At 71.1% G+C, this 19,576-nt stretch carries 20 protein-coding genes; 8 read left to right on the top strand and 12 right to left on the bottom strand.

Annotation, left to right across the window (positions count from 1 at the left end):
* Positions 1–231 precede the first annotated feature (231 nt).
* Complete coding sequence (locus NI17_RS18905; RefSeq protein WP_068691372.1) at positions 232–1,188, top strand: hypothetical protein; 957 nt, start codon at positions 232–234, stop codon at positions 1,186–1,188.
* Complete coding sequence (locus NI17_RS18900; RefSeq protein ID WP_068691370.1) at positions 1,185–1,982, top strand: MauE/DoxX family redox-associated membrane protein; 798 nt, start codon at positions 1,185–1,187, stop codon at positions 1,980–1,982. The genes NI17_RS18905 and NI17_RS18900 overlap by 4 nt, the downstream gene beginning before the upstream one ends.
* 197 nt (positions 1,983–2,179) lie before the next feature.
* Here NI17_RS18900 and NI17_RS18895 read toward each other — a convergent pair whose 3' ends face one another.
* The gene (locus NI17_RS18895) at positions 2,180–2,905 is read right to left on the bottom strand and encodes a hypothetical protein (protein WP_068691317.1); all 726 of its coding nucleotides are present in this window, start codon (positions 2,903–2,905) and stop codon (positions 2,180–2,182) included.
* Positions 2,906–3,119: 214 nt separating this feature from the next.
* On the opposite strand from NI17_RS18895, the gene hisC reads away from it, so the two are divergent.
* Positions 3,120–4,199, top strand: coding sequence for a histidinol-phosphate transaminase (hisC, locus tag NI17_RS18890; RefSeq protein ID WP_068691315.1), 1,080 nt, complete (start codon positions 3,120–3,122; stop codon positions 4,197–4,199).
* Positions 4,200–4,275: 76 nt separating this feature from the next.
* Here hisC and NI17_RS18885 read toward each other — a convergent pair whose 3' ends face one another.
* The 10 genes from NI17_RS18885 to fbaA all read right to left on the bottom strand — a co-directional run bounded on the left by NI17_RS18885 (position 4,276) and on the right by fbaA (position 14,955).
* Positions 4,276–5,526: a transcriptional regulator gene (locus NI17_RS18885; RefSeq protein ID WP_068691313.1), complete on the bottom strand. Its 1,251-nt coding sequence runs from the start codon at positions 5,524–5,526 to the stop codon at positions 4,276–4,278.
* 263 nt (positions 5,527–5,789) lie between these two features.
* Positions 5,790–7,085, bottom strand: a complete 1,296-nt coding sequence (murA, locus tag NI17_RS18880; protein WP_068691312.1) for a UDP-N-acetylglucosamine 1-carboxyvinyltransferase — start codon at positions 7,083–7,085, stop codon at positions 5,790–5,792.
* 395 nt (positions 7,086–7,480) lie between these two features.
* Positions 7,481–8,395 carry a phosphoribosylaminoimidazolesuccinocarboxamide synthase gene (locus NI17_RS18875; RefSeq protein ID WP_068691310.1) on the bottom strand — a complete coding sequence of 305 codons (915 nt, stop codon included), beginning with the start codon at positions 8,393–8,395 and terminating at the stop codon, positions 7,481–7,483.
* A gap of 77 nt (positions 8,396–8,472) precedes the next feature.
* Positions 8,473–9,780, bottom strand: coding sequence for an adenylosuccinate lyase (gene purB / locus NI17_RS18870; protein ID WP_068691308.1), 1,308 nt, complete (start codon positions 9,778–9,780; stop codon positions 8,473–8,475).
* A 33-nt stretch (positions 9,781–9,813) separates the two neighbouring features.
* A complete protein-coding gene (locus NI17_RS18865; protein ID WP_068691306.1) occupies positions 9,814–10,221 on the bottom strand; it encodes a type II toxin-antitoxin system VapC family toxin in 408 nt (135 codons plus the stop codon).
* Entirely contained in the window at positions 10,221–10,481 is a 261-nt protein-coding gene (locus NI17_RS18860; protein WP_068691304.1) for an AbrB/MazE/SpoVT family DNA-binding domain-containing protein, read from the bottom strand. Before NI17_RS18860 ends, NI17_RS18865 begins: the two co-directional genes overlap by 1 nt.
* 66 nt (positions 10,482–10,547) lie before the next feature.
* Positions 10,548–11,801, bottom strand: coding sequence for a phosphoribosylamine--glycine ligase (purD, locus tag NI17_RS18855; RefSeq protein ID WP_068691302.1), 1,254 nt, complete (start codon positions 11,799–11,801; stop codon positions 10,548–10,550).
* A gap of 115 nt (positions 11,802–11,916) precedes the next feature.
* Positions 11,917–13,200: an adenylosuccinate synthase gene (locus tag NI17_RS18850; RefSeq protein ID WP_119268180.1), complete on the bottom strand. Its 1,284-nt coding sequence runs from the start codon at positions 13,198–13,200 to the stop codon at positions 11,917–11,919.
* Positions 13,201–13,393: 193 nt separating this feature from the next.
* Entirely contained in the window at positions 13,394–13,810 is a 417-nt protein-coding gene (locus NI17_RS18845; protein WP_068691300.1) for a DUF3151 domain-containing protein, read from the bottom strand.
* A gap of 122 nt (positions 13,811–13,932) precedes the next feature.
* Complete coding sequence (fbaA, locus tag NI17_RS18840) at positions 13,933–14,955, bottom strand: class II fructose-bisphosphate aldolase (RefSeq protein WP_068691298.1); 1,023 nt, start codon at positions 14,953–14,955, stop codon at positions 13,933–13,935.
* A gap of 345 nt (positions 14,956–15,300) precedes the next feature.
* On the opposite strand from fbaA, the gene NI17_RS18835 reads away from it, so the two are divergent.
* Positions 15,301–15,693: a RodZ domain-containing protein gene (locus NI17_RS18835; RefSeq protein WP_068691296.1), complete on the top strand. Its 393-nt coding sequence runs from the start codon at positions 15,301–15,303 to the stop codon at positions 15,691–15,693.
* A gap of 34 nt (positions 15,694–15,727) precedes the next feature.
* Here the strand turns inward: NI17_RS18835 and pyrE are convergent, their stop codons facing one another.
* A complete protein-coding gene (gene pyrE, locus NI17_RS18830; protein WP_068691294.1) occupies positions 15,728–16,261 on the bottom strand; it encodes an orotate phosphoribosyltransferase in 534 nt (177 codons plus the stop codon).
* Positions 16,262–16,323: 62 nt separating this feature from the next.
* Between pyrE and cutA the strand changes: the two genes are divergently transcribed.
* The 4 genes from cutA to NI17_RS18810 all read left to right on the top strand — a co-directional run bounded on the left by cutA (position 16,324) and on the right by NI17_RS18810 (position 19,566).
* Positions 16,324–16,659 carry a divalent-cation tolerance protein CutA gene (gene cutA, locus NI17_RS18825; protein WP_068691368.1) on the top strand — a complete coding sequence of 112 codons (336 nt, stop codon included), beginning with the start codon at positions 16,324–16,326 and terminating at the stop codon, positions 16,657–16,659.
* The gene (locus NI17_RS18820) at positions 16,656–17,234 is read left to right on the top strand and encodes a hypothetical protein (protein WP_394326755.1); all 579 of its coding nucleotides are present in this window, start codon (positions 16,656–16,658) and stop codon (positions 17,232–17,234) included. Before cutA ends, NI17_RS18820 begins: the two co-directional genes overlap by 4 nt.
* A gap of 160 nt (positions 17,235–17,394) precedes the next feature.
* Positions 17,395–18,978: an NYN domain-containing protein gene (locus NI17_RS18815; protein ID WP_068691292.1), complete on the top strand. Its 1,584-nt coding sequence runs from the start codon at positions 17,395–17,397 to the stop codon at positions 18,976–18,978.
* A 33-nt stretch (positions 18,979–19,011) separates the two neighbouring features.
* Complete coding sequence (locus NI17_RS18810) at positions 19,012–19,566, top strand: hypothetical protein (RefSeq protein WP_068691290.1); 555 nt, start codon at positions 19,012–19,014, stop codon at positions 19,564–19,566.
* Positions 19,567–19,576 lie beyond the last annotated feature (10 nt).

Raw genomic sequence — 19,576 nt, 5'->3', positions numbered from 1 at the left:
AAATCGATCGAGTATGTGACACGAAGTCCCGTGAATGCGGGCGTTGACGGACATGTCGCGGACGCGGCGGTGCCGCGACGGCGGAACGGCCCCTCCTCGGCCGACGGGGCCACGGGCGGGAGGGGATCCACCGGGGCGGGCGCGCCTCTGGGGGAGAATGGAGGAGTTTCCACAGCGTGTGGACGACGGTGCGGTGCCGCACGACCTGACCCCCGGAGCGAGGGAGTGCTCTTGGCAACGGAGACCCGTGACCGCCGCCGACTGACCGCCGCCCTGCTCGGCCCGGCCGCGGCGCCGGAGCCCGACCGCGCGCCCGCCCACGTCGTCCGGGGCACGCTGACCGACATCAGCCCGCACATGCTCGGCCTGGCCGCCCCCGAAGGGGAACGGCGCTTCATCCTCACCCCGCGGACGACCTTCTGGCACGGCGGCGACCGCGCGGCCCACGAACTGCGTCCCGGGCAGGACGTGCTCCTCCGCTGCGTCCCCGGCGCCGAACTCGTCGTCGAGCGCGTCTGGGCCGACCTCGCCCGGATCACCGGGGTGATCACCGCAGTGGACGGCGACACCCTGCGGGTCGACGCCGGACACGACCGGGGACCGGCCGTCGCGGTCATCCCCTACCGGGCCTCCGGTCGGATGCGGGTACGGCATCCCCGGCTGGAACCGGGATACCTGTTCGACGCCGTCGGAGTGCGCGACGGCGGCACCGTCCACGCCCTCGTCCCCACGACCACCCAGCCGCCCTACCCCGTGGTGGAAGCACCGCGGCGCCCCCCGGTGCACCGGGGAAGCATGCGCGTGACCGGAACGGCGTCCTGGTACGACCCCGCGCCCGGCGGTGCCCACGCCGACCCGTCCGGCACGCTCATGGGCGTGGCCTATCCCGCCCTGGACCGGACCGGCGACTGCGGCCCCGCCTGCGACCGGGCGACCCCGTGCGCCCCGCTGCCGCTGCTCTCCCTCGGCGCGACGGTCCACCTGGTCAACGAGTGCGCCCGGATCGCCGCCGTGCTTCCGGTGGTGGCCTGCGGCGCGGCGGTCAGCCACTTCTGCGACCGCTGCACCGCCTGCGGTTCCCCGGAGCGCGGCCGAGTCGCCCAACTCACCCTCGCCGCCTTCGTGGCGCTGGGCGGACAGCCCGAGGCCGGGTGCTGCACCGCGACCCTGACGGCGGGTGCACCGTGATCGAAGCGCTTCGTGAGGCCCAACTGCCGGTCCTGGCCGCCGTGCTGCTGCTCGGCGCGGTGGCCAAGGCCGTGGACCGCACGGCGCAGGGACCGGCGGTGCTGCTCCCCGTCCCGCTGCGGCGGCCGTTCTCGCTTGCGCACGCGGGCCTGGAGGCGGTCCTCGCGGTGGCGCTGCTGACGCTGACCGGGCCGGCGGCGGAGGCCGCCCGGACCGCCACCGCGGTCGTGTTCGCCGTCGGTCTGGCGGCCCTCGTCCAGATGCGCAGACGCGACCCGGAGATGGGATGCGGCTGCTTCGGCGGGCTGAGCACCGAACCGATCGGATGGCGCAGCCTGACCCGCTGCGGTCTGTTCCTCGCCGCCGCGGCGGCCACGGTCGGGGTGCCCCGTCCCGGGTGGGCGGTGCTGGCTGATCCCACCCTCTGGCACGGGGCCGCGCTGGCCGTGGAGGTCGTCGTCATCGCCGCGCTGTCCCCGGAGATCGGGGAGATCGGAGTGCGGCTGCGCTCCCCCGTACCGTGCGAGCTTCGGGAGGTGTCGCGGAGCCGGTTGCTGCGGCGGCTGCGGGCCAGCGCCGAATGGCGGGAGAGGCGATCCCTGATGACGTCGGGCGAGCCGGTCGACACCTGGCGGCACGGCTGCTGGTGGCTGGCCCGGTTCGCGGGACGTGACGGGGAGCGGACGGTCGACGTGGTGTTCGCGGTCGAGGTGGCCGGGCGGCGCCCCGAGGTGCGCGCCCTGGTCGCCGACACGGCGGCGGGGACTTCGGCCGACGTTTCCGGACCGGGGTGAGAACGGTCCGGACGCCGTCACCCGTGTCGGGGCGGGGGAGGGGACTGTCCCGCCACGCCGGACCGGATCGCCCTACGGGCCGACGTGGACGCTGCCGTGGTCATGTCCCCTCCCCTCTCTGGAGTCGAACGTGCGTTCGAGTCAGTGGAAACTGTAGTGGATCGGCCGGACAGGCGCCACCCGCGGAGTTCGGAAACTCAGCCCAGAACCTCGTTCTGGTAGTCCAGGGCGGCGGTGGCGAAGTCGACGATCCGCTGCTCCGCGTCGGGGCCGCCGAGCATGGAGACCGCGCCCAGGTGCTGGCCGTCGCGGTAGAGGAGGCTGTAGAGCAGCGCCTCCCCCTCTTCGCTCTCCGTCTCCACGACGATGCCCCGGGACTGGTCGCCGATCGTCTCGATGTCGAGTTCGCGCACCGTGTACGAGTGGGAGCTGCCGTCCTCCATCGTCGCCTCGTAGGTGGCGCACTCCTCGGAGGGCACGGTGTCGACCGCCTGGGCGGCCAGGTCCTCGGGCAGCCGCAGCAGGATGTGGGTGATGGCCCCGTTCTCCCCCCTGAAGAGCGCCAGCGAGGCGGGAGCCTCGCGCACCTCGGGCAACTCCCCCCACTGCCTCGTGGGGTCCGCGCACTCCGGTTTGTCCAGGGTGACCGAGTCGCGGTTCTCCGCCGCCTCGCGCACCGCGTCGAGTTCGCCGTAGCGGCCCGCGTGGCTCTCCTCCTCCACCCGCTCGAGGCCCTGGAACCCGCTCAACTGGGCCTCGTGGAGCCGGGACGCCACATCCTCCCGGGAGTCGACGGCCGAGTCGGTCGCGGTGTCCTCCGAGGCCGTCCCGTCGTCGCCTCCACAGCCGACCAGGCCGCCGAGCAGCGCGGCGGCTCCCAGGGGCGCGACAATGGCCGTAAGCAGCTTCTTGGGAAGATTCATGAAACGTGGTTCCTGTTCTCTGTGGTGTCTCGCCCGGAGGCGGTGAAAAGGGGTGGCAGCGCGTCGGTGGCGGTTGTGCGGACTCACCGACCGCGGTGGCACGCCCGTGCGGCTCTCCCGGCGTGCGAAGGGGTGGCCTTCCCGGACGGGGAGAGCCGACTCTGACTCCGAGAAGTAGTCAGATGATTGCACACAGTATCAAGGAAGGACGACGGTGGCGGAGCGGAATACCTCATACTTCCGGGCGGTGCTCGGTTCGATCCCGCCCTACCGGCCGGGACGCAAGGTCGTCGGTCCCGACGGGAGATCGGCGAAGCTCTCCTCCAACGAGAGCCCCTTCGGTCCGCTGCCCTCGGTGCGCGAGGCCGTCGCGGAGGCGGCGGCCGAGCTCAACCGCTACCCCGACCCCGCCGCGACCGCGCTGACCGCCGCGCTGGCCCGCCGCTTCGGGGTTCCCGAAGAGCACGTGGCGCTGGGCGCGGGCTCGGTGGGCATCCTCCAGCAGATTCTGGAGGCGGCGGCCGAACCCGGGGTGGAGGTCGTCTACGCGTGGCGTTCGTTCGAGGCCTACCCGCTGCTGGTCGGCCTGTCGGGGGCCACCCCGGTGCAGGTTCCGCTGCGGGAGGAGGTCCACGACCTGGACGCGCTCGCCGCGGCCGTCACCGACCGCACCCGCCTGCTGTTCGTGTGCAACCCGAACAACCCCACCGGGACGGCCGTACGCGAGACGGAGCTGACCGCCTTCCTCGACGCGGTCCCCGACCACGTACTGGTGATCCTGGACGAGGCCTACCGCGAGTACGTCCGGGACCCGCACGTGCCCGACGGGGTGCGGCTGTACCGGGACCGCCCCAACGTCGCGGTGCTGCGCACCTTCTCCAAGGCCTACGGGCTGGCCGCGCTGCGCGTGGGCTTCCTGGTCGGCCACCCCCACGTCGCGGAGGCCGTGCGCAAGACGATGGTGCCCTTCGCGGTCAACCACCTCGCCCAGGCGGCGGCGGTGGCGTCACTGGACGCCGAACAGGAGCTGCTGGAACGGGTGGAGGCCACCGTCAAGGAGCGGGAACGGGTCCGCGGCGCGCTCGTCGCCGACGGCTGGACCGTTCCCGAGACCGAGGCCAACTTCGTCTGGCTGCGGCTGGGGGAGGACACCCTCGACTTCGCCGCCGCCTGCGAGAACGCCGGAGTCGCGGTGCGCCCCTTCGCGGGCGAGGGAGCCCGGGTCAGCATCGGCTCCCCCGAGGACAACGACGCCTTCCTGGCGGCGGCCCGGGCCCACCCGAAACGGCGCTGACCCCGGCCCCACCGTGATCCCGACGGATGAGGGCCGTTCTCCGCGACCTCGGCCCTCATCCGTCGGGATCGTCCGGCTACTTCTCCGCCTTGTCCTTGTCCAGCTTCTCCACGATGAGGCGGTACAACTGGCGGGGGCGTCCCGGTTGGAGGGTGCGGTTGGGCGGCAGCGGCCAGGCCAGCCCCTCCTCCACCAGGGTGCGCAGCAGCCGCCGGGCCGTACGCGGGGTCACCCCCAGCATCCGGCCCGCGCTCTCGGCGTCCACCACCAGGGGCGCGTCCTCCTCGGCGATCTTCTCCGACAGCCGCAGCAGGGTCTCGCGGCCCTTGGTGCGCAGCGGTTCGCCGGACTGGCGCTGTGGGGCACGCTGAGCGGGCACCAGGGAACGCCCCTCCCGATCCACCGCGAAACTCTGCCGGGTCGCCTGGGCGCGGTTCAGCGCCGCCCTGGCGTGTGTCTCGGCGTCCTGGGTGGTGCGCCCCATGCCGATGCCCACCTCGACGGCGATGCCCAGCTCCGTCTTGGCGCGCTCCACGAACGGCGGCTTGCGGAACCCCTCGGTCGCCGTCACCAGCGACCCCCTGGTGGCGGTCACCATGAAGGTGTGGTCGTCCACCTGGTGGGCCGTCGCGTTGATCCGGTGCGCCTCCTGCATCAGCAGCCGGTACAGCGACAGGCGGAGCTCGTCGCGCCAGTAGCGGGGCGTGGAGCGGCGGCTGGAGTCACGCAGCGTGGGCACGTCCACGATCACCACGCCCAACTGGGCCTCCTCCAACCGGTGGTGGGCGCCCAGCAGACCCGCGGTCTGCAACGCGCTGCGCACCCCCGCCGTGGTGGGGCGCAGCCGCAGGTTCGGCACGCCGATGGCGTCCAGACGCTCGGCGACCCCCCGCACGCAGGTGATGGCCATCCTGGTGATCTTGCGCCGCCACAGCCCCTCGTGGAAGGCGGTGAGCGTGGCCGTCCCGGCGAGCTCCTCGTGCACGTGGAGGCCGTCCACGGGCAGATCGACCTCGGAGTACGCCTCGACCACGTCGGTGCGGCTGAGCACGTCCAGGCTGGCCCTGGTGGGGTCGAAACGCTCGTCCAGGGTGGCGCGCAGCAGCGCCTCGTGCAGACTCGCTCCGCTGAGCGGCACGTAGGTGGCCGGCATCGTCAGCACACCGGCCTTGCGGGCGAACTCATACGGCACGGGACTCGCGAACAGGTACGCGTCGATCGCCGAACCCAGCCGGAGCACCTTGTCGGTGGCTTCCTGCTCGTCCCGATAGGCGGCTGCGATGAGTCTGGCATTGAGCGGTCCGGTCGATCCCGGCCCCATCAACATGACGCGTTCGACAACCTCGTGCGGCCCGATGACACCAATTGTCAAATCGCCAGTACGCTGCGCACTCACCTCGGGTTGCTCCCCGCTACCATTTCACACTCTGCACTCTGTGCGCCCACCGGTTCCGACCCATGCTCTTTCTGTCGCGGCATTGCGGCGATCGTACCCATTGTTGAGTGCCAGTGAAGATCGTTTCCCATAGAACGTCAAAACACGTGGGCGGGAAGGGTGCCTTCCCGCCCACGTGGACTGGGATCTTCGGGTCAGTCGAGTTCTTCCCGGACGATGTCGGCGCCCAGCGCGGACAGGCGGGTGGCGAACTGGGAGTGACCGCGGTCCACCGGGTAGGCGGGGGCCACGATCGTCTCGCCCTCGGCGACCAGGCCGGCGAGGATCGCCGCGGCGCCGCTGCGCAGGTCGTGCGCGATGACCTCGGAACCCCGCAGGGCGGTGGGGCCGTGCACGATGGCGCGCGTGCCGTCGACCTCGATCTTGGCGCCCATCTTGGTGAGCTCGTCGGCGAGCGCGAAACGGCCGTCGTAGATGGCCTCGTGGATGTAGCTCTCCCCGTCGGCCAGCGTCGCCAGCGCCATCAGCGGCGACTGCAGGTCCGTGGCGAAACCGGGGAACGGGGAGGTGACCGCGTTGATCGGACGCAGCGGCACGGAGGGGTCGCGGCGCACCCGCAGAACCGCGCCCTGCTGGCTGAACTGGACGCCCATCTGCTCCAGCTTCCAGCGGGCCACGCCCAGGTGGTCCAGGTTCGCGCCGACGAGGCTGACGTCGCCGCCGGTCGCCGCGGTCATCATCGCGAACACGCCGGCGTCGATCCGGTCCGACATGATGGTGTGCTCGACCGCGGTGAGCTCCGGAACGCCCTCGACGGTGATCAGACCGGTGCCGCCGCCGCTGATCTTGGCGCCCATGCGGCCCAGGAACTCGATGACGTCGAGGACCTCGGGCTCCAGCGCGGCGTGTTCGATGACGGTGGTGCCCGGGGTGAGCACCGCGGCCATGATCAGGTTCTCGGTGCCCGTGTGCGACGGGGTGTCGAGGTAGAGGCGACCGCCCTTGAGGTTGCCCGCGGTCACGTTGATGTGGTTGCGCTCGGCGTCCTCGATGACCTCGGCGCCCAGGCGGGCGAAGCCCCGGTAGTGGAAGTCGAGGTTGCGGCTGCCCAGGTTGCAGCCGCCCACACCCTCGATGCGGACGTGGCCCATGCGGTGCATGAGTGCGGGGACGAACAGCACCGAGCCGCGGAAGCGGGCGGCGATGTCGGCGGGCAGCACCGCGCGCGAGGTGCCGTTCAGGTGGGAGGCGTCGATGACGATGGTCCGCTCCGCCTCGTGGAACTCGACCTTGGCGCCCACGAACTCGGCGAGTTCGACGGCCCGGCGGACGTCTTCGATGATGGGGACGTTCCGCAGAACGGTCCGACCTTTGGACGCGAGCAGGGCCGCGCCGATCATCGGCAAGACAGCGTTCTTCGCACCCTGGATGAACGCGGTTCCGTTCAGGGCATGACCGCCGCGGACGCGGTAGCGAACCTCCTGGCCCATGCTCTTCGGCTCCTTCGTGAGGCGGAAATTCAAAGTTGGTCCCGTCGGTGTGACCTACTGGAGTATCTGATGAGGAAAGTGCGCGGCGGGTTCCGACGAGAAGGGTTCGGTTGCTAGCCGACCGGCGACACCTTTGCGGCAACGCACTTTCCCGGCCGCGAGTGGCGCGGTGATCGCAGGCTTAATGGCATGGTCACACCACCTGTGCCCGGTTTCATGCTTTCTGGGCGATTCTGTGACGTCTTCTGGCACCACTACAGATACTTCACACCTGTTCGGGGTGCTCAGGGCGCCGCCCACCACTTTACGTCGCACCGGTGCGAACCGGGCACACCTTCAGTGGAACGGCGTTGCGCGATCGACCATACAACACATTTTGACCTGGGGAAATGTCGTCAATCACCGACAAAATCAGGCGTACGTCCGGTCAACCGCACGAACACCTCGACATACCTGGCGCGGGTGTGCTCCACCACCTCGTCGGGCAGCGACGGGGGCGGCGTCTCGGAGGCGCGGTCCCACCCCGACGCGGGAGAGGACAGCCAGTCACGGATGATCTGCTTGTCGAACGAGGGCTGGGGCCGCCCCGGACGCCACTCCTCCCGCGGCCAGAACCGCGACGAGTCGGGGGTGAAGACCTCGTCGGCGAGGACGAGGGAGCCGTCGGTGTCGCGCCCGAACTCGAACTTGGTGTCGGCCAGCAGGATGCCGCGCTCCTCGGCGATCGCACGGCCCCGCGTGTACAGGCCCAGGGTCAGCTCACGCAGCCGGGTCGCCAGCGCCGAACCGTGCAGCCGCGCCACCGTGTCGAACGACACGTTCTCGTCGTGCTCGCCCACCTCGGCCTTGATCGCCGGGGTGAAGATCGCCCGGTCCAGCCGCGAACCGTCCACCAGCCCCCCGGGCAGCGGCACACCGCACACCGACCCGGTGGCGCTGTACTCGCTCAGCCCGGAACCCGTCAGGTAGCCGCGCGCCACGCACTCCACCGGGACCATGTCGAGCCTGCGGCAGACGAGGGTGCGCCCCGCCCAGTCGGTCGGAGCGCCCTTCGGCGGCACGTCGGAGATCACGTGGTTGTCCACCAGGTCGGACAGTTGCTCGAACCACCACAGCGACAGCTGCGTGAGCAGCCGCCCCTTGTCGGGGATCTCGGTGGGCAGCACCCAGTCGAAGGCCGACACCCGGTCGCTGGCCACCATGACCAGGTCCCCCGACCCGGTGGCGTACAGGTCGCGCACCTTGCCGGTGTGCAGGTGGGTGAGGCCCGGCACCTCGACGGGCACCGGCTTGTCGACGAAACCGCTCATGGTGGTCTTTTCCGATCTACGAGGGACGCGCCTTCGGCGGCGGGACCGCCGAAGGCGCGGACGACACGGGCCGACGGTCAGTTCAGGTTCTGCAACCGGTCGAAGACGCGGTCGAGGCGGCGCACGAACCGCTCGGGACGGCACACCTCGTCCAGTCGCGCCTCGTCCAGTTCCACGCCGTCCTTCTCGGCCTGCTCGCGCAGGGTCTGCCGGAACGCGACACCGGTCTCCCAGGTGCGCATGGCGGCGGCCTGCACCAGCGCGTAGACGTCCTCACGCGACAGACCGGTCTCGATCAGCTCGGAGACCACCGTCGAGGAGTAGATGAGGCCGTTGGTGGAGTCCAGGTTGTGCCGCATCCGCTCGGCGTCCACGACCAGGCCGCTCACCAGGCGGGTGGTCAGGTGCAGCAGGTAGTCGGTGGCGACGGCCGCGTCCGGCAGCGCGATGCGCTCGGTGGAGGAGTGGGAGATGTCGCGCTCGTGCCACAGCGGGATGCCCTCCATGACCGGCACGATCTGGGCGCGCACGATCCGCGCCATGCCGCAGATGCGCTCCGACAGGATCGGGTTCTTCTTGTGGGGCATGGCGCTGGACCCCTTCTGCCCTTTGCCGAACGGCTCCCACAGCTCCCGCACCTCGGTGCGCTGGCCGTGCCGGACCTCCAGCGCGATCGCCTCGCAGACGGTCGCGACGACCGCCAGCGCGCTCACCCACTCGGAGATGCCGTCGCGCAGCACCACCTGGGTGGACACGTCCGCGGGACGCAGCCCCAGCTTCTCGGCGACGTAGTCCTCGACGGCGGGGTCGATGTTGGAGTAGGTGCCCACCGGTCCGGAGATCGCCATCACGCCCACGGCCTCGCGGGCGCGGCGCAGCCGGTCGCGGGAGCGCGCCATGCCGAACGCGAAGTCGGCGACCCGGTGTCCCCACACGTCGGGCTCGCCGTGGATGCCGTGCGTGCGGCCCACCCGCAGCGTCCGGCGGTGCTCCAGCGCGTGGTCGCGCAGCACCGCCACCAGTGCGTCGGCCTTGGCCAGCAGGATGTCGGTGGCCTCGACCAGTTGCGCGGCCAGCGCGGTGTCCAGCAGGTCGGAGGAGGTCATGCCGAAGTGCACCCACTTGGCGGCCTCGCGCGGCTCGGTGTTGTCGGCCCAGGCGGTCAGGAACGCGATGACGTCGTGCTGGGTCACCGCCTCGATCTCGGCCACCCGCTCGGGCGTGGGCGGAGGCGCCTGGCGGACCGGCTCCACCGAGTCGGCGGGAATGGTCCCGGCCGCCGCGTGGGCCTCCATGACCAGGGTCTCCACCTGGCACCAGAGCTCGTACTTGTGGGCGTCGCTGAAGACGCGCCCCATTTCCGGAAGGGTGTAGCGCTCGATCACGCTCCCATTGTCTCAGGAGCATGGGCAGGCGGGTCAGACGGTGACGAGTTCGGCGAGACCGGGGGCGATCTTCTCCGCGAGCGCGGTGTCCGTGGTGAGCAGCACACCGTCCTCCAACACCTGAGCGGTGGCCGCCACGAAGGCATCCGGAAGACGGATGCTGAGGTCGTCCGTTCGGAGGCGGGCCGCATGGGCAGCGATCTCCTGGTCCACGTCGATCACGTCGTCCAGCGTGTGGAGGAGGCGCTCAGTGTCGGTGACAGCCTCGGGGCCCTTGCGAACCGAGCCGGCCAGGACTTCTGCCCAGGCCGAGGCGGAGACGACGATCGCATCCCCACCAGCTTCCCCGCGCATCACCGCCTGGGACGCCGTGGTGTGGAAGACGTCTGTCGGACTGAGCAGGGCGATGATGACACCGCTGGCAAGGACTGCCGTGGCCATCAGCGTTCCCACTCGTTGCGCAGTTCGTCGATGTCGACGTAGTCCTCAAGGTGGGGGACCGTCCCGATGACGCTCTCGAAGCGGCTCCTGGGGCGTCTGATCTCGATCCGTCCGGGGCTCGTCACGACGAATTCGACCTCGTCGCCCGGAGCCAGGCCCGCTTCCTCCAGTTGGGCGACCGGGATGGTGACCTGGTGCTTGGTGGAGATGCGTCCGGGGCGACGAGCGCGACGCCGCTCAACCTTTACCTTTCCGCTCATAGGTCAAGGGTGTCGGGGCCGTCGCCCCGTGTCAGGAGAACGAGAACTCCGCGCGGAAGCCGCCGTTCAGCCCCGCCCCAGCGCCGCCCGCTCCGCGATGTCGGTGCGGTGGAAGGACCCGCGCAGCTCGATCCGGCCGACCGCCTCGTAGGCGCGCTCGCGGGCCTCGGCGAGGTCGGCGCCCGAGCCCACCACGCTCAGCACCCGCCCGCCGTTGGCCTTGACGTCGTGCGCGCCGCTCCAGGCGGTGCCCGCGTGCAGGACGTAGGCGCCCTCCACCGCGTTGGCCTCGGCCAGACCGCCGACCAGGTCGCCCCTGACCGGGTCGCCCGGGTAGTTCTCGGCGGCCACCACCACGGTGACGGCCGCGCCCGGACGCCACTCCAGCGCCGACACCCCGCCCAGGTTCCCGGTGTCGGCGGCCTGCAGCAGCGCGCCCAGCGGAGTGGCCAACCGGTCCAGCACCACCTGGGTCTCGGGGTCGCCGAAGCGGGCGTTGAACTCCACCACGCGCACCCCGCGCGAGGTCAGCGCCAGCCCCGCGTACAGCAGCCCCTGGTAGGGCGTGCCGCGCCGGTCCATCTCGGCGACGGTGGGACGCACCACGGTCTCCATGACCTCGTCGACCAGCCCCGGCGGAGCCCACGGCAGCGGCGCGTAGGCGCCCATGCCGCCGGTGTTGGGGCCCCGGTCGCCGTCGTAGGCGCGCTTGAAGTCCTGCGCGGGCAGCAGCGGCACCGTGTTGCGGCCGTCGCTGAGCGCGAACAGCGACAGTTCGGGGCCGTCCAGGTACTCCTCGATGACCACCCGGCCGCACTCGTGGGCGTGCCGCTCGGCGAGCGCGCGGTCCTCGGTGACCACGACGCCCTTGCCCGCCGCCAGGCCGTCGTCCTTGACCACGTAGGGCGGGCCGAACAGGTCCAACGCCTCGGACACCTGCGCCGCCGTGCGGCACACCCGGGCCTCGGCGGTGGGCACGCCCGCCGCCGCCATGACCTCCTTGGCGAACGCCTTGGAACCCTCGATCCGGGCCGCCGCCCGGTCGGGGCCGAACACCGGGATGCCGCGCCGCCGCAGTTCGTCGGCGACACCGGCCACCAGCGGGGCCTCCGGACCGACCACCACCAGCTCCGCGCCGATGCGCGCGGCCAGTTCGGTGACGGCCAGGCCGTCGGTGACGTTGATGACGTGGTTCTCCGCCAGCTCCGAGGTCCCCGGGTTGCCGGGGGCGCAGTGCAGGCTGGTCACACCGGGGTCGAGGGACAACGCGCGCACCAGCGCGTGTTCGCGGCCTCCGCCGCCGATCACGAGGGCTTTCACAGCAATGGACCCTATTGGTTTCGAGGGGGGAATGGGGAAACGGCGCGGCGTCCGGAGCGCCTCCGCACACCGCGCCCGTCCCGCGGGGCGGACGCTCCGCCGCCGCGGGCCGCGACTACACGAGAGGACGCAGTTCCAGGGTCTGGTCCCGACCGGGGCCGACGCCGATGGCGGAGATCGGCGCGCCCGACAGCTCCTCCAGCGTCCGCACGTACACCTGCGCGTTCTTCGGCAGGTCCTCGAAGGACCGCGCGCCGGTGATGTCGTCGCCCCAGCCGTCGAGGTACTCGTAGACCGGCCTGGCGTGGTGGAACTCCGTCTGCGTCATGGGGATCTCGTCGTGCCGCACGCCGTCGACGTCGTAGGCGACGCACACCGGGACGCGCTCCAGCCCCGACAGCACGTCGAGCTTGGTGAGGAAGAAGTCGGTGATGCCGTTGACCCGGGTGGCGTAGCGGGCGATCGGCGCGTCGAACCAGCCGCAACGGCGGTTGCGGCCGGTGGTGACGCCGTACTCGTGCCCCTGGGAGCGCAGCCACTCGCCCCACTCGTCCTCCAGTTCGGTGGGGAACGGGCCCGAGCCGACACGGGTGGTGTAGGACTTCAGGATGCCGATGACCTTGGTGATGCGGGTGGGGCCGATGCCCGACCCCGCGCACGCGCCGCCCGCGGTGGGGGAGGAGGAGGTGACGAACGGGTAGGTGCCGTGGTCGATGTCCAGCAGGGTGCCCTGCGACCCCTCCAGGAAGACGGTCCTTCCCTCGTCCAGCGCCCGGTTCAGCACCAGCGAGGTGTCGGCCACGTAGGGGCGCAGCTTCTCCGCGTAGCCCAGGTACTCGTCGAGGATGCGGTCCAGGTCCAGGCCACGGCGGTTGTACACCTTGGTGAGGATCTGGTTCTTGTCGTTGAGCGCCAGCTCCAGCTTCTTGCGCAGGATCTTGGCGTCGAACATGTCCTGTACGCGCACGCCCGCGCGGGAGATCTTGTCGGCGTAGGTGGGGCCGATGCCGCGGCCGGTGGTGCCGATGCGGCCCTTGCCGAGGAAGCGCTCGCTGACCTTGTCCAGTGCCCGGTGGTAGGGCATGATCAGGTGCGCGTTCGCCGAGATCAGCAGGCGCGAGGTGTCGACGCCGCGCTGGACCAGGCCGTCGAGCTCCTCGAACAGCACCGCCGGGTCGATGACGACGCCGTTGGCGATCACCGGAACCACGTCGGGGGAGAGGATGCCCGACGGAAGCAGGTGCAGAGCGTACTTCTGGTCGCCGATGACCACGGTGTGGCCCGCGTTGTTGCCGCCCTGGTACCGGACCACGTAGTCAACGCGGCCGCCGACAAGGTCGGTTGCCTTCCCCTTCCCCTCATCCCCCCACTGGGCCCCAACGAGCGTGATCGCCGGCATCGCCGTCTACCTCTGCATTCCTCGAATCGGACCGAGGCCGTGCCCCGGTGTGCCCCGGACGTGCCGAAGCCCCTGGCGCAAGAAGCGGCAGGGGCTCTTGCACATAGAGGTTACACGACCGATAACCCCCAGTCAGAGGCTGTGGAAACGGAAGCGGACGGTGCGGCCCGCGGTGCCCGTGGGCGGCCCGCGGTCAGCCCTGGAGCGCCTTGGCCGCCGTCTCGCTGCTGTCCCGGAGGAAGGCGGCGCACCGCTCGGCCTCCTCGGTCTCCTCGATCGCCTCGGCGGCCTTGCCGAGGTAGTACAGCGAGAGCAGGAAACCGCGGTTGGGCTCGTGCTCCCACGGGACCGGGCCGTGCCCCTTCCACCCGCTGCGGCGCAACTGGTCCAGCCCCCGGTGGTAGCCGGTGCGCGCGTAGGCGTAGGCGGCGACGTCCTCGCCCCCCTCGTAGGCGCGTTCGGCGAGCGCGGCCCAGGCGGCCGGGTAGGCGGGGAAGCGCGCCGCGACCTCGGCCGGGTCGGTTCCCGAGGCCAGGGCCTCGCGCGCTTCGGGCTGGTCGGGCAGTTCGGTGGGCGGCGGACCGCCCAACAGGTTCTGGTTCGGCTCCATGCCCCCCATCCTGCCAGGCAGCCCTCGGCCGCGACCGGAACGGGCGGTGCGGAAGGGCGCGGAAAGGCCCCCGGAAGCCGTCGCCCGGGGGCCTCGCGCGCGGCGGAGCGCTTCCGCGGCTCCTACTTCATGCGGTTGCCGGCGGACTTGAGCTGCTGCGTGGCCTCGACGACCCGCGCGGCCATGCCCGCCTCGGCGGCCTTGCCGTAGGAGCGCGGGTCGTAGACCTTCTTGTTGCCGACGTCGCCGTCGACCTTCAGCACGCCGTCGTAGTTCTTCATGACGTGGTCGACGATCGGCCGGGTGAACGCGTACTGGGTGTCGGTGTCGATGTTCATCTTCACCACGCCGTAGGAGATCGCCTCGTGGATCTCCTCCAGGCTGGAGCCGGAGCCGCCGTGGAAGACCAGGTCGAACGGCTTCTCCTTGCCGTACTTGGCGCCCACCGCGTCCTGGATGTCCTTGAGGACCTCCGGACGCAGCTTCACGTGGCCCGGCTTGTAGACGCCGTGCACGTTGCCGAAGGTCAGGGCGGCCATGTAGTAGCCCTTCTCACCGAGGCCGAGGACCTCGGCGGTGCGCAGACCGTCGCCGGGCGTGGTGTAGAGCTTCTCGTTGATCTCGCCGACGATGCCGTCCTCCTCGCCGCCGACCACGCCGACCTCGATCTCCAGGATGGTGCGGGCCTCCTTGGAGGCGGCCAGCAGCTCCTCGGCGATCTGCAGGTTCTCCTCGAGCTCCACGGCGGAGCCGTCCCACATGTGGGACTGGAACAGCGGCTCCTGGCCCTTGGCCACGCGCTCCCTGGAGATCTCCAGGAGCGGGCGCACGAAGCCGTCGAGCTTGTTCTTGGGGCAGTGGTCGGTGTGCAGCGCGATGTTGACCGGGTACTTGTCGGCCACGATCCGGGCGTATTCGGCGAACGCGACCGAACCGGTGACCATGTCCTTGACGGTCGCGCCGGACAGGAACTCGGCGCCGCCGGTGGAGATCTGCACGATGCCGTCGCTCTCGGCCTCGGCGAAGCCGCGCAGGGCCGCGTGCAGGGTCTGGCTCGACGTCACGTTGATCGCCGGGTAGGCGAAGCCCTGGGACTTCGCGCGGCCCAGCATCTCGGCGTAGACCTCAGGCGTTGCGATAGGCATGGTGTTGACTCCCCTGATTGGCCTGGAGTGGTGACGGGCCAGCCTCGAAGGTCCGTCACATCGATTTTTTCACGACGGGTTCTCGCCGGATCACCCGCCAAGTATTCCGAACGGCGGGTCTTTCGCGAAAGGTCTAGACCACAATGCCGTGAACGTCACCCGCGCGCAACAGGTGTCCGAAGCGCCGCGGAGCGTGATCCCCGGTGAGGAGCCGGCTCCGCGTGGTCACCGACCCGGTGTGAGAAAAGACGAGAGTCGTGCCACTGTCGATTGTTATGGGTGATTCGCGCTACATTCAGCATCGTGGGACGACATCGCAATGATCCGAGAGGCATCGGCCAGGCGTTGGCGATCGCCGGGGCGATCGTGCTGCTGGTCACCCTCGTCGTGCTGGGCGGGTACTTCTTCTACCGTTCCCTTCCCGGCAACAGCGACGTCCTGGTGCCCAGCGAGTCCGGCGCCCTCTCCGCACCTTCGGAGCCCGACGCCTCCGCCGAGGACACGGAAGTGCTGCGCATCCAGGTGGTGGGGGAGTCCAGCGACGTGCTCGTCCGGATTCCCGGAGGCGAGGTGCTCATCGACACGACCATGACCCAGGGTGAGTACGTCTCCTACGACAAGCCACGCATGGACGTCACCCTGGGCACTCCCTCCGCGGTCGAGGTACGCGTCAACGGCGACCCCAGGGACGTCAGTGAGGAGGACCCCGACTACACCTTCACCGCCGTGGCCGAGTGACCCGCCCCCGGGCGCGGCGGAGCGGAACAGGCGGTCAGACGTCCAGGTCGTCCAACGTGTAGGCCGCCCGGTAGGTCAGCCCCTCACCGGCGATCCTGTCCCGCGCGCCCCGGTCCACGATCACGGCCACGCCGACCACCTCGGCGCCCGCCTCGCGCAGCGCGGTCACGGCCGTCAGCACCGACCCTCCGGTGGTCGAGGTGTCCTCCACCGCGAGCACCCGGCGGCCGCGGACGTCGGGGCCCTCGACACGGCGCTGCAACCCGTGCGCCTTGCCCTCCTTGCGCACCACGAACGCGTCCAGACGGCGCCCCCGCGCCGCCGCCGCGTGCAGCATGGCGGTGGCCACCGGGTCCGCGCCCAGGGTCAGCCCGCCGACCGCCTCGTAGTCCAGGTCGGCGGTCGCGTCCAGCATCACCCGCCCCACCAGCGGCGCGCTCTCCCCGTCCAGGGTGATCCGGCGCAGGTCCACGTAGTAGTCGGCCTCGGCCCCCGAGGAGAGAGTCACCCTGCCGTGCACAACGGCCTTATCGTTGATCTGTCGCAGAAGATCGTCACGGTCGCTCATGGCTGTGAGCCTAGAGCGTGCCGGTCACCGTCGGGCAGTCGAGGGAGCGCGCTTTGACGCACATCGAGGGCGACGTCGGCCACGTGCGGGTCGAGGTCACCGCGGGCGGCCGCGAGGAGGCCCAGACCCTGGCAGAGGAGGCGGTGGACGCCGGCCTGGTCGCATGTGCCCAGGTCAGCGGCCCCATCACCAGCGTGTACCGGTGGGAGGGGCGCGTCCACACCGACGAGGAGTGGCGGATCGTGTTCAAGACGGCCGACGACCGGCTGGCCGAGCTGACCGCGCACCTGGTCGACCGGCACTCCTACGAGGTTCCCGAGATCGTCGCCGTCCCCGTCGAGGGCGGCAACCCCGAGTACCTCGACTGGGTCACCGAGTCCACCCGGCCCCGACCGTGACCGGCCGGGCGGACCTGCCCTGCCTGGTGCTGCTGCACAGCCCGCTGGGTACTGCCGCGGACTGGGGGAGCCTGCCGCACGACCTCGCGGAACGGGGAGCCGAGGTCGTCGTCGCCGAGGTCACCGACGACGACCGTCCGCCCTACGCGTCCCGCTACGTGGCGCGCGCCGCCCTGGAGATCGCCGCCGCCGACCCGGCCGGGCCGCTGCTGCTCGTGGCGTCCGGGGCGGCCGGACCGCTGCTGCCCGCGATCGCCGCCGCGCAGCGCGCGGCCCACCGCGCGGTCGCCGGATACGTCCTGGTCGACGCGCTCGTCCCACAGCCGGGCACGCCCACGCGGGCCGAGCTCTCCGCCGCCCAGCAGCACCTCGACCCGCCCGTGCGGCCGCCCGGGTTCTTCACCGAACCGCTGCCGATGACCGCCGACTGGCCCGACGCGCCCTGCGGCTACCTGCGCACCGGCGACGCCTACGCCCATCCGGCCCGGCTGGCGGAGCTGCGCTCCTGGCCGGTGCGCCACACGGCCGGGCGTCCTCTGGCGGAGGAGCTGCTGGCCCTGGCCGCGGAGCTGTGACCGGAGGATGTAGGACCTTCGCCGGTAGAGTCGCCCCACAAACCGCACAGACTTGGCTAGGCTGTGGCCCGGCCCTAGTCTGGCCGAATCCGACTGCTGGACCAAGCTCGGCCGCACAGCGCGTCCGAGGCCACCAGAACCAAGGAAGGGGCGGTGTCACGTGGATCGCTGCGCGCTGTTCGTCGACGCCGGCTACCTCCTGGCCGAGGGCGCGATGGCGGTGCACGGGACACGCGACCGCGACTCGGTGTCGTGGGACCACGCGGCGCTCGTGCAACTCCTCAACGAGGTCGCCCGCGATCGCACGGGACTGCCCTTGCTGCGCTGCTACTGGTACGAAGCGGTGACCGACGGTCGCCGTTCCCAGGAGCAGGAAGGCATCGCGGACATCCCCGGTGTGAAGTTCCGCGCCGCCCGCATCCGCCCCGGTCGGAGAGAAGGCGTCGAGAACTATGTGCAAAAGGACCTGATCCCGCTGGCCCAGAGCCGCGCGATCTGCGACGCGGTGCTCATCTGCGGCGACGAGGACATGGCTCCGGTCGTCGCCGAGGTCCAGGAGCTCGGCGTCCGGGTCACCGTGGTGAACATCTCGATCGAGGGGAACTGGACCATCTCGCGTGCGCTCCGCCGCGAGTGCGACGACCTCATCGAGATCGGCGCGGGACACCTGCGCCCGCACGTCAACCTCCTGGAGGCGGGAGCGGGACCGGCGGACGACACCATCCCGTCCGGCCAGAGCGGTCCGCTGTCGAACGGCCGGTCGCGTCCCAACACGGGCCCCTCGACCCGCCAGCCCGCCACGGCCCATCCGGGAGCCTCCCGGGTCGAGCCCGCGGCGGCGACGATGGAGGCCATGTTCGCGGCGACGGGTGCCCAGCCGGCCGCCTCGGGCAGCGCGATGGAGCAACTGCGCGCGATGCGCCAGAGCCTCGCCCAGCAGCGCGGCGACCACCTCGCCGCGCAGAACGCCTCCGCCATGGAGCCGCGCACCGGAGGCCAGCCCTCCCTCAACCCGGGGAGCTACCCGCACCAGCACGGCACCGGAGCCCACCCCGGCATGGCGGGCATGGGCGGCAGCGCTCCGACCGGCGCCCAGCCCAGCCACGCCGCGCCCCAGACCGGCGCGCATCCGAGCATGCGCCCCCAGGGCTATCCACCCCAGGGGCAGGGCCAGTCCAACCAGCACCAGGCCCCGCCCCGGGACCCCCGGGACCCGATGGTGGGCGGCTCCTACGAACGGGAGGCCCCACCACCAGCACGGGAGATTCCCCCCGACCCGCGGTACGGCAACACGGGTGAGAACCCGGGGTTTGGGGGTAACACCGGCCCAAACCCTACTTTTGGGGCCAGTACGGGAGCTGACTCCCGGTACCGGAGCGCTCAACGAACCCGGCAGGGGTTCGAATCCGCTGCTGGCCCCCGTCCACAGAACAACCAGACCCACCAGGGCGCCTACACCGATCCCGCACCGCGCCTCGGGTACCACCCCTCCGGCGGCCGCACGATCGAGGAGGCCGTCGCCGTCGCCCACAGGGAGGGCAACGACTTCGCCGAGTCGATCGCTCGGGACGCTCCCGTGCTGTGGCTGGAAGCGGTACTGGCGCGCAAACCCCGGATGCCCTCCGACCTGGAAGCCCGTCTGCTCCAGGGGTCCGCACTGCCCGTGGACTTCCTGCTGAGGGACGAGGTCAGACACGCGCTGCGCCAGGGCTTCTGGGATGCTTTGGAGCGCTCCCGCACGTGACCACCGGGGCCGCGAGGAGCAGGAAGGACCGCGATGACCCGCGTGACGACAGCCGACCTTGACCGGTTGGAGTTCCATGCCGTGCAGTCCGGAGACCATATCGCGGTCGCCGAGGAGCTGATCGACCTCGCCAACCGGGTGGCGGCCGACAGCGAGATCTGCCGGGCCGAGCTCTTCGTGCGCGCGGGTGAGCAGTGGGAGATGGCGCAGGAGGCGGAGCGGGCGGCGATGGCCTACCAGCGGGCGATCGACGACGGCGGTGAGACCATCATCGACGCCCGGGCGCTCCTGGCGGGGGCGCTGCTGGAACTCAACCGCGTCGGCGAGGCCTACGCCCAGCTCGACCGGCTCAGGGCCGTGGGAGCCCGCAACCTCCCCACCTACATCCACGTCGCCGAGACCCTGCTGGCCCACTCCGACCTGGAGAACGCGCACGTCTGGGCCACCAGGGGCGTGGAGTGCTTCCGGCACCAGGACGTCTCCCCGTACATGCACGACTTGCTGATGGAACTGCTGCGCATCCGCTACCGCATCCGCCTCGACCTGGGGCTGGGCGAGGACCACCTCGACGGACTGCTGGACGGGTGAGGTCCGGCCG

The sequence above is a fragment of the Thermobifida halotolerans genome, from assembly GCF_003574835.2.
In the GTDB taxonomy this organism is placed as follows: domain Bacteria; phylum Actinomycetota; class Actinomycetes; order Streptosporangiales; family Streptosporangiaceae; genus Thermobifida; species Thermobifida halotolerans.
This window is presented reverse-complemented; position numbering and strand designations above follow the sequence as displayed.

Excerpts from the sequence above, each read along its gene's own strand:
- NI17_RS18895 (WP_068691317.1), bottom strand. The coding sequence starts at position 2,905 with ATGAATCTTCCCAAGAAGCTGCTTACGGCCATTGTCGCGCCCCTGGGA.
- NI17_RS18885 (WP_068691313.1), bottom strand. The coding sequence starts at position 5,526 with ATGTTGATGGGGCCGGGATCGACCGGACCGCTCAATGCCAGACTCATC.
- murA (WP_068691312.1), bottom strand. The coding sequence starts at position 7,085 with ATGGGCCAGGAGGTTCGCTACCGCGTCCGCGGCGGTCATGCCCTGAAC.
- NI17_RS18875 (WP_068691310.1), bottom strand. The coding sequence starts at position 8,395 with ATGAGCGGTTTCGTCGACAAGCCGGTGCCCGTCGAGGTGCCGGGCCTC.
- NI17_RS18865 (WP_068691306.1), bottom strand. The coding sequence starts at position 10,221 with ATGGCCACGGCAGTCCTTGCCAGCGGTGTCATCATCGCCCTGCTCAGT.
- NI17_RS18860 (WP_068691304.1), bottom strand. The coding sequence starts at position 10,481 with ATGAGCGGAAAGGTAAAGGTTGAGCGGCGTCGCGCTCGTCGCCCCGGA.
- NI17_RS18850 (WP_119268180.1), bottom strand. The coding sequence starts at position 13,200 with ATGCCGGCGATCACGCTCGTTGGGGCCCAGTGGGGGGATGAGGGGAAG.
- NI17_RS18845 (WP_068691300.1), bottom strand. The coding sequence starts at position 13,810 with ATGGAGCCGAACCAGAACCTGTTGGGCGGTCCGCCGCCCACCGAACTG.
- fbaA (WP_068691298.1), bottom strand. The coding sequence starts at position 14,955 with ATGCCTATCGCAACGCCTGAGGTCTACGCCGAGATGCTGGGCCGCGCG.
- pyrE (WP_068691294.1), bottom strand. The coding sequence starts at position 16,261 with ATGAGCGACCGTGACGATCTTCTGCGACAGATCAACGATAAGGCCGTT.
- NI17_RS18810 (WP_068691290.1), top strand. The coding sequence starts at position 19,012 with ATGACCCGCGTGACGACAGCCGACCTTGACCGGTTGGAGTTCCATGCC.